Origin of the sequence: Nitratidesulfovibrio liaohensis, from assembly GCF_011682075.1 — a bacterium.
Lineage (GTDB): Bacteria > Desulfobacterota > Desulfovibrionia > Desulfovibrionales > Desulfovibrionaceae > Cupidesulfovibrio > Cupidesulfovibrio liaohensis.
Genome location: NZ_VSMK01000056.1, coordinates 1 through 8,043, shown reverse-complemented (window position 1 = coordinate 8,043; position 8,043 = coordinate 1). Strand labels below are relative to the sequence as shown.

General features: G+C 66.9%; 8 protein-coding genes. All 8 read right to left on the bottom strand.

All coding sequences use genetic code 11. From position 1 onward, the window contains the following. Positions 1-1,099, bottom strand: a 1,099-nt coding sequence (locus tag FVW27_RS02610) for a DNA polymerase III subunit delta (RefSeq protein ID WP_243838167.1), incomplete at its 3' end; no start/stop codon positions are given. Between the two features lie 91 nt (positions 1,100-1,190). After that, positions 1,191-1,778, bottom strand: coding sequence for an LPS assembly lipoprotein LptE (gene lptE / locus FVW27_RS02605; protein ID WP_167122498.1), 588 nt, complete (start codon positions 1,776-1,778; stop codon positions 1,191-1,193). 2 nt (positions 1,779-1,780) lie between these two features. Continuing rightward, positions 1,781-4,285: a leucine--tRNA ligase gene (gene leuS, locus FVW27_RS02600; protein ID WP_208294586.1), complete on the bottom strand. Its 2,505-nt coding sequence runs from the start codon at positions 4,283-4,285 to the stop codon at positions 1,781-1,783. 321 nt (positions 4,286-4,606) lie between these two features. Beyond that, complete coding sequence (nusB, locus tag FVW27_RS02595) at positions 4,607-5,104, bottom strand: transcription antitermination factor NusB (protein WP_167122494.1); 498 nt, start codon at positions 5,102-5,104, stop codon at positions 4,607-4,609. 4 nt (positions 5,105-5,108) lie between these two features. Beyond that, entirely contained in the window at positions 5,109-5,579 is a 471-nt protein-coding gene (ribH, locus tag FVW27_RS02590) for a 6,7-dimethyl-8-ribityllumazine synthase (RefSeq protein ID WP_015946709.1), read from the bottom strand. A 100-nt stretch (positions 5,580-5,679) separates the two neighbouring features. Then, complete coding sequence (locus tag FVW27_RS02585) at positions 5,680-6,909, bottom strand: bifunctional 3,4-dihydroxy-2-butanone-4-phosphate synthase/GTP cyclohydrolase II (RefSeq protein WP_167122492.1); 1,230 nt, start codon at positions 6,907-6,909, stop codon at positions 5,680-5,682. A gap of 89 nt (positions 6,910-6,998) precedes the next feature. Beyond that, the gene (locus FVW27_RS02580) at positions 6,999-7,691 is read right to left on the bottom strand and encodes a riboflavin synthase (protein WP_167122490.1); all 693 of its coding nucleotides are present in this window, start codon (positions 7,689-7,691) and stop codon (positions 6,999-7,001) included. A 45-nt stretch (positions 7,692-7,736) separates the two neighbouring features. Next, positions 7,737-8,043 (bottom strand): dihydrofolate reductase family protein (locus FVW27_RS02575; protein WP_208294585.1); only part of this gene is annotated, 307 nt, incomplete at its 5' end.

Here is an 8,043-nt window from a genome sequence, read left to right as displayed (position 1 = left end):
GCACGTACGCCGGGGGGCGGGATCTGCCGGCCTGGCCGCCGCCAGACTGCCCGGCACCGACCGCGGCGCGGCGGCTGCGTGCGAACAGGGTGAACAGCCCGGCAACCAGCATTTCCATGGCCTGTTCGGGCGAACGTTCGCCGCTCTTGATGCCCAGTTCCGCCTCCAGCGCCAGGTCCCATATCCGGGCAAGCCCGGCATGGCCCAACTGGCGAGCCAACTGCTGCTTGGGTGGCAGCACCGAGGGGGGCAGACGCACCGGCTCGCCCGCCAGCAACTGCCACAGGATGCGCGTTTCGCGCAGCAGCATGCCCAGAAAGGGAAACAGCATGGAATCGCCGCCCAGGCGGTCGCGCAGCACCTGGCGCCACACGGTCATGGGGGCGTTGCCCGCTTGCAGTGCCCGCATGAAGGCAAAGATGTCGATGTCCGCCGTGTGGTCCACCAGCGCGGCCATGGCCGGGGTAACCTCTCCATCGCCCGCGGCCAGCGAGAGCTTTTCCAGTTCGGTGGCGATGGCGGTGGCGTCCGGCGGCAGGGCGGCGCAAACCGCCTCCAGTGCGCCGGGGGCAAAGCGGAGGGCGCGCGAGGCGGCATGCTGGCGCACGAAGGTGACCACGCCGCGTTCGTCCAGGCCGGGCGAGCGCCATATCCACTTCTGCGAATCCGCGAAGTCCAGGCAGCGCAGCTTGGCGATGTGGGCGGGCACCTTGGGCTGGCCCTTGTCGAAGGGCACTTCCAGGCACAGGAACGGCCACGCCAGCGGGTTGGGCTTTGCCAGGGCGGCGGAGATGCGTTTCCACGTTTCCGCAGGCAGGTTCTGGGCGTTGCGCACCAACAGGGCGCGCGGCGTGGCGAACAGCCCCTGGAGCGTCAGGTGTTCCCAGAAGGCGGGGGGCAGGGGCTCGTCGCCCCAGAAGGCCTGGCGGTCCCAGGTGGCGGGCGCGGAAGGGGGCAGCCCCCCCAACCCGGAGGACATGGCGGAATCGGCCCCGGCCCCGAGCGCAACGGGCGGGTGCGCGGCCAGCAGCGCGTCGATGCGGTCGCGGGTCAGACGGGCGTCGGGGCAGATGCAGATGGTGAAGCCGGGTCGGGTCATGCAGTCACCGTAGGGTTGCGGGGCGGCAACAAGAAGGCCCGAAGGGAACGCCTCCCCTCGGGCCGTTTATATCCGGGCCTTGGCCTGCGGTCTAGAAGCGCTGGCGCATCCTGTCCACCAGCCGCCGCACCAGTTCGATGCCCACCTTTTCGGCGGCGTCGCGCTCGTTGTAGGTGTCGTACGAGTCGTAGTACCCGACGAGTCCGGACTCCCAGACCACGGCGTTGGTGGCGCCGTCGTACACCGTGGCCTCTGCGGCCATGGATGCGGTGTACAACTGCGTCCTGTCGTCGGAGTCGCGCACGTCGCCGCGCAGGCGGAAGTAGTGCACCCGCAGCTTGACTTCATAGTCCGCGCGACCGTCGTCCTTCCATACCGCCAGGCTGCGTGCGCCGATTTCGTCACGCAGGGCGGAACGCAGCATGTACGGCAGCCAGGAGTACATGGTGGGGTTGTCCACGCTCTTGATCTTGAGGGTCTTGCTGCCGTCGCCGAAGATGCCGGTTTCCTCGCTGGTCAGGTGGTACCCCGCGCAGCCGGACAGTGCGGACAGGGCGGCCAGGGCGGCCAGCAGGGCCACGACCGAGAGCACGCACAGCATGCGCCGCGTCATGCGGGACAGGAAGCCGCCGTTGCGGCCCGCGTTGGGGCCAAGGTTCCTGAAGGACGCGGCGGCCATGGCTAACCGACCACCACGTTGACGAGCTTGCCGGGAATGACGACGACCTTGCGCACGGTGACATCCTCCAGATGGCGGGCCACGTTGGGTTCCGACAGGGCCGCAGCCTCTATGGCCTTGGCATCCGCCCCTGCGGGCACGCTGACGCGGCCGCGCAGCTTGCCGTTGATTTGGACCACGATGGTTTCCTCGTCACGGGCCAGGGCTTCCTCGCTCCACTGCGGCCACGGCTCGTCGGTGATGCGACCGGCGTTGCCTATGCTGGCCCACAGTTCCTCGGCGATGTGCGGGGTGATGGGCGAAAGCAGCGTGAGCACGGTGGCCACGGAGCTGGACAGCACCTTCCGTCCGCCCTCGTCGCCGGACAGTTCGTCCTTGGCCAGGTACAGGGCGTTGACCAGTTCCATCACCGCCGCGATGGCCGTGTTGAACTGGAACCTGTCGCTGATGTCCGCCCCGGCCTTGCGCACCGTGGCGTGTTCCTTGTTGCGCAGGTCCTTGCCCTGGGGCGTTGCGGCATCCGCCGCCGTGGCCGAACAGGCCTTCACCGGCATGAGCACGCCGGAAAGCTCCTCGGCCAGGCGCCAGATGCGCCCGATGAAGCGATAGGAACCCTCGATGCCCGAATCGCTCCAATCGAAGTCGCGTTCCGGCGGTGCGGCAAACAGGCAGAACAGGCGCACCGTGTCCGCCCCGTAGCGGGCGATCATTTCGGTGGGGTCCACCACGTTGCCCTTGGACTTGGACATCTTGGCCCCTTCCTTCAGCACCATGCCCTGGGTGAGCAGGTTGGCGAAGGGCTCGTCCAGGTCCATGTAACCGCAGTCGCGCAGGGCCTTCACGAAGAAGCGCGAGTAAAGCAGATGCAGGATGGCGTGCTCCACGCCGCCGATGTACTGGTCCACGGGCATCCAGTACTTGAGCGCGGCGGGGTCGAATGCGCCGTCATCCTTGCTGGCGCTGGTGTAGCGCGCGAAATACCACGAGGACTCCACGAAGGTGTCCATGGTGTCGGTTTCGCGGCGGGCCTTGCCCCCGCACTTGGGGCAGGCGCATTCCGCGAATTCGGGGGTGTCGGGCAGGGGCGAGCGGCCATCCTCGTGGGTGCGCACTTCCAGCGGCAGCAGCACGGGCAGGTTCTCGTCCTTTTCGGCCACCACGCCGCAGGCATCGCAGTACACCACGGGAATGGGTGCGCCCCAGTAACGCTGGCGCGAGATGTTCCAGTCGCGCAGGCGGTAGTTGACGGTGCGGCGGCCCTTGCCGGAGGTTTCCAGCGAATCGGCGATCTTCTGCTTGGCGGCCTCGTTGGGCAGGCCGTCGAATTCGCCGGAATTGACCAGCAGGCCCGCCTCGGTCCAGGCGGCCTGCATGGCGGCGGTGTCAAGCGCGTCGCCTTCCGGCTGGATGACCACCTGCATGGGCAGGTCGTACTTGCGGGCGAATTCGAAGTCGCGCTGGTCGTGCGCGGGCACGGCCATGACCGCGCCGGTGCCGTATTCGGCCAGCACGAAGTTGGCCACCCAGATGGGCATGCGGCGCCCGGTGAAGGGGTTCACGCAGTAGGCGCCGGTGAACACCCCTTCCTTCTCCAGGTCGTCCGACTGGCGCACGATGCGGTCCATGTTGCGGATGCGTTCCACGAAGGCGCGCACCGCCGGGGCCTCGGGCTTTCCGTCAATGAGCTGTTCCACCAGCGGATGTTCTGGGGCAAGGCTCATGAAGGTGGCGCCGAACACGGTGTCCTGCCGGGTGGTGAACACGGTGATGGAACCGTTATTGGCCGATCCGTCGGTCCCTTCCAGCGGGAACACGATTTCCGCGCCGATGGACTTGCCGATCCAGTTGCGCTGCATGCTCACCACGCGCTCGGGCCAGCCCGCCTCCAGCTTGTCGAGGTCGGCCAGCAGTTCTTCCGCGTAGTCGGTGATGCGCAGGAACCACTGGGTCAGGTTCTTCTGCTCCACGGCGGAATCGCAGCGCCAGCACAGCCCTTCGATGACCTGCTCGTTGGCGAGCACGGTGTGGCACTTGGGGCACCAGTTCTGCGGGGCCTGCTTGCGGTACACCAGGCCCTTTTCGAAGAACCGCAGGAAGAACTGCTGCTCCCAGCGGTAGTATTCGGGCGTGCAGGTGGCCAGCTCGCGCCGCCAGTCATACGAGTAGCCAAGGCGGCGCAACTGGGTGCGCATGTTGTCGATGTTGGAAAAGGTCCACTTGGCGGGATGGGTGCCGTGCTTGATGGCGGCGTTTTCCGCAGGCAGCCCGAAGGCGTCCCAGCCCATGGGGTGCAGCACGTTGAAGCCCTGCATGCGCTTGAAGCGCGCCACCACGTCGCCGATGGAGTAGTTGCGCACGTGCCCCATGTGGATGTTGCCCGAAGGGTAGGGGAACATCTCGAGCACGTAGTACTTGGGCTTGTCGGAGTGGTGGTCGCAGTGGAAGGCGCCGCTTTCTTCCCAGGTGCGCTGCCATTTGATTTCGATGGACTGGTGGTCGTATTTCATGCCGCGTTCGGGTTTCATGCCGCGATGGTCCTTGTGGGCTGGTCTTTGTGAGCTGGGCCGGGTGGACTGGTTCGGGTCCGCCTGCCGTGCCGTTGGTGGCCGGTGTCTGTTCCGGCCTCCGAAGGGGCCGATGTCCGGCGATATGTGATCCGGCATCCGACCCATTCTCTGGTCTGGCGGGCGCGCGCCCACCGGGAAGACCGAGGGCGCGAGCCCGTCAGACCGTAGCCTTTCGGACGCGCGCCTTCAAGTGCCAATTGCGCATTCGCGGGGTGATTCCGGGCGGTTAAGCGCCGCCGAACTCCCCGCCAGCACCGGGGCCTACTGCCCCTTGGGCGATAGTCGGCCCGATTCCACCGCGCGGGCCACCGCGTCGAGAATGCCGTTGATGAAACCGCGCGAGTTGTCGTCGCCGAACTGCTTGGAAAGCTCGATGGCCTCGTTCATGGCCACCTTGGCGGGCACGTCGTCGCGGAACAGCATTTCGTACACGGCGATGCGCAGCAGCGTCAGTTCCACGCGGCCCATGCGCTCCACGCGCCAGTTCTGCGAAAAGCCGGACACGGCCTCGTCCAGTTCGGCCTGGGTCTTCCACACGCCGTGGATGACTTCCCACGCGTAGCCCTGGGGGGCGGTGGCGGGGGCGTGCCGTTCGGCCTTTTCGTCCTCGGCGGTGCGGTCGGCCACATCGGGCGAGGCGGCATACGCCGCGCGCAACGCGCCTTCGCTGGTGGCCGGGGTAAAGCTGAGCCCGTACAGCACCTGGAAGGCCAGCGCGCGCTCGCTGCGCCGGGTGGGTTTTTTGCCCTGGTTGGCCATGGGCTTACAGTTGCTCCATCACGCGCACGGTTTCCAGCACGGCGGCGGCGGCTTCCACGCCCTTGTTGCCCGCCTTGGTGCCCGCGCGTTCGATGGCCTGCTCGATGGAGTCGGTGGTCAAAAGGCCGAAGCCCACGGGCACGCCGGAATCGAGCGAAATGTGGGCCAGGCCCTTGGTGGCTTCACCGGCCACGAAGTCGAAGTGCGGGGTGGCCCCGCGAATGACGGCGCCCAGGGCGATGATGCCGTGGTAGCGACCGCTCTTGGCCAGCTTCTGGGCCACGATGGGCATTTCGAACGCACCGGGAATGCGGACGATGGTCATGTCCTCGCGCTCGCAGCCGTGGCGGGCCAGGTAGTCCACCGCGCCGCCCACCAGGCGGTCCACGATGAAGTCGTTGAAGCGGGTGGCGATGATGGCGAACTTCAGGCCCTTGGCGTCGAACTGGCCCTCGATGGTCTTGACGTGCAGCATTGGGGGTCTCCTTTTCCGGCGGCGCGCCGGGGCGTGATATGGGGCCGTCCTCCGCCCGCGCCGGGCGTTGCCGGGCGCGGGCGGGGCGGTTGCGTGTCGCTTAGATTTCGCTGGGCGTATCGGTGTGCTTGAGCTCCAGCAGGTGGCCCATCTTTTCCTTCTTGGTGCGCAGGTACGTCTCGTTGAAGGAACAGGATTCCAGTTCCACGGGCACCCGTTCCACCACATCGATGCCGTAGCCTTCAAGGCCGATGATCTTCTTGGGGTTGTTGGTCATCATGCGCATCTTGCGCACGCCAAGGTCCACCAGTATCTGCGCGCCGATGCCGTAGTCGCGCAGGTCCGCCTTGAAGCCCAGCTTGTGGTTGGCCTCCACGGTGTCGTAGCCCTGGTCCTGCAAGGCATAGGCGCGGATCTTGTTGGCAAGGCCGATGCCGCGCCCTTCCTGGCGCATGTACAGCAGCACGCCCTTGCCTTCGCCTGCGATCTGGCACATGGCCGCCGCAAGCTGGCCGCCGCAGTCGCAGCGCATGGAACCCAGCACGTCGCCGGTCAGGCATTCGCTGTGCACGCGCACCAGTACCGGCTCGCCGGGGGTGATGTCGCCCTTGACGAGGGCCAGGTGGGTTTCATCGTGCAGTTCGTTCTCGTAGGCGATGACGCGGAATTCGCCGTACTTGGTGGGCATCTGCGCTTCTGCCACGCGCTTCACGGACAGCAGGCCCGACTGCATGCGGTAGCGGATGAGATCGCGGATGGTGGCGATCTTCATGTCGTGCTTTTTCGCGAACTCGATCAGGTCGGGCATGCGGGCCATTTCGCCGTCGTCGCGCATGATCTCGCAGATCACCGCCGCGCCCTTCAGCCCGGCCAGCTTCGACAGGTCCACGCTGCCTTCGGTCTGTCCGGCGCGCACCATGACGCCGCCCTTTTGGGCTCGCAGCGGAAAGATGTGACCGGGGGTCACCAGGTCTTCGGGCTGGGCCTCGTCGGCAACGGCGGCCAGGATGGTGGTGGCGCGGTCGGCGGCGGAGATGCCCGTGGTCACGCCCTTGCGCGCCTCGATGGACACCGTGAAGTTGGTGCCGAACTTCGAGCCGTTGCGGCGGGTCATCATGGGCAGTTGCAGCTTGTCCACCTGCGCCGGTTCAAGGGCCAGGCAGATCAGGCCGCGCCCGTGCGTGGCCATGAAGTTGATGATCTCGGGGGTGACGTGTTCTGCGGCGATGGTCAGGTCGCCTTCGTTCTCGCGGTCTTCGTCGTCCACGAGGATGATCATCTTACCCTTGCGGATTTCCTCGATGGCTTCCTCGGTCTTGCAAATGGGCATGGCTACCTCTGGATATGCGGCGCCGCCCCGTGCGGGCGCGGCGTTCTGGACATGGGTGAAGACCCGGCCCCGGCGTTCTGCGAAAACGCCTAGAAGCCGTGTTCCTTCAGGAATTCCACGGTCAGCGCGCCACCCCCGCCGGAGCCGGAAGCAGCATGGCCGGTGGCGGATGCGCCGCCCTGCCATGCCGAAAGCATGCGCTGCACGTACTTGCCGATGAGGTCCGTCTCCATGTTCACGCGGACTCCGGGCTTCCACCCTGCGATGGTGGTGACCCGCTGCGTTTCGGGGATGACGTTGACCTCCAGAAAATCCGGGCCGCAATGATTAACCGTCAGGCTCACCCCGTCAAGGGCCACGGAGCCCTTGGGGATGACCTGGGGGCCGAATTCCTGCGGAAACTTCAGCCGGTAGCGGCGCGATTCGCCTTCTTCGCGCACCTCGGCCACGGTGGCCACGCAGTCCACGTGACCGGCCACCATGTGCCCGCCCAGCCGGTCGCCCATGGCCAGCGCGCGTTCCAGGTTCACCCTGTCGCCGGTCTTGAGGTCGCCGAGGGTGGTCAGGCGCATGGTTTCCGCGGATGCGTAGCAGGTGTACCACGCGGCGTCGCGGCTGCCGCCGTGGGTTTCCACGGTCAGGCACACGCCGTTGGCCGCGATGGATTCACCCACCATGATGTCGGACAGCACGAACAGGGGCCGGATGCGCAGGCGGGTTTCCTTTCCCGCGCTTTCCACGGCCACGATGCCGCCCTGTCCCTGAATGATGCCGGTGAACATGAACTGTCTCCGAGGCGGCGCGCCGCCGTTGTCTGGAACGTATCACTACGCCTTGGGGCGCAGTGTGATGACAAGGTCTTCGTCGCTGGTGGCGGTGGCGGCCACGCGCAGGCCCAGCGCATCGTCCATGCGCAGGGGCGCGCGCCCGTCGAACAGGGGACGCGCCGCGTTGTCGCCCAGCACCTTGGGGGCCAGGTGCAACTCGAATTCATGCACCAGCCCGGCTTCCAGCAGGGCCAGCCCCAACCGGCCGCCGCCCTCGCACAGCACGTACAGGCAACCGGCTTCGCTGCGCAACCGGGCCAGGCCCGCGCGCAGGTCCAGCCCAGTGCCGTCCGTGCTCTCCGTGCCG

What these genes read in the sequence shown, in the direction of transcription:
- FVW27_RS02585 (WP_167122492.1), bottom strand. Translation starts at nt 6,909, where the DNA reads ATGCCCATTTGCAAGACCGAGGAAGCCATCGAGGAAATCCGCAAGGGT.
- nusB (WP_167122494.1), bottom strand. Translation starts at nt 5,104, where the DNA reads ATGGCCAACCAGGGCAAAAAACCCACCCGGCGCAGCGAGCGCGCGCTG.
- ribH (WP_015946709.1), bottom strand. Translation starts at nt 5,579, where the DNA reads ATGCTGCACGTCAAGACCATCGAGGGCCAGTTCGACGCCAAGGGCCTG.
- leuS (WP_208294586.1), bottom strand. Translation starts at nt 4,285, where the DNA reads ATGAAATACGACCACCAGTCCATCGAAATCAAATGGCAGCGCACCTGG.
- lptE (WP_167122498.1), bottom strand. Translation starts at nt 1,778, where the DNA reads ATGGCCGCCGCGTCCTTCAGGAACCTTGGCCCCAACGCGGGCCGCAAC.
- FVW27_RS02580 (WP_167122490.1), bottom strand. Translation starts at nt 7,691, where the DNA reads ATGTTCACCGGCATCATTCAGGGACAGGGCGGCATCGTGGCCGTGGAA.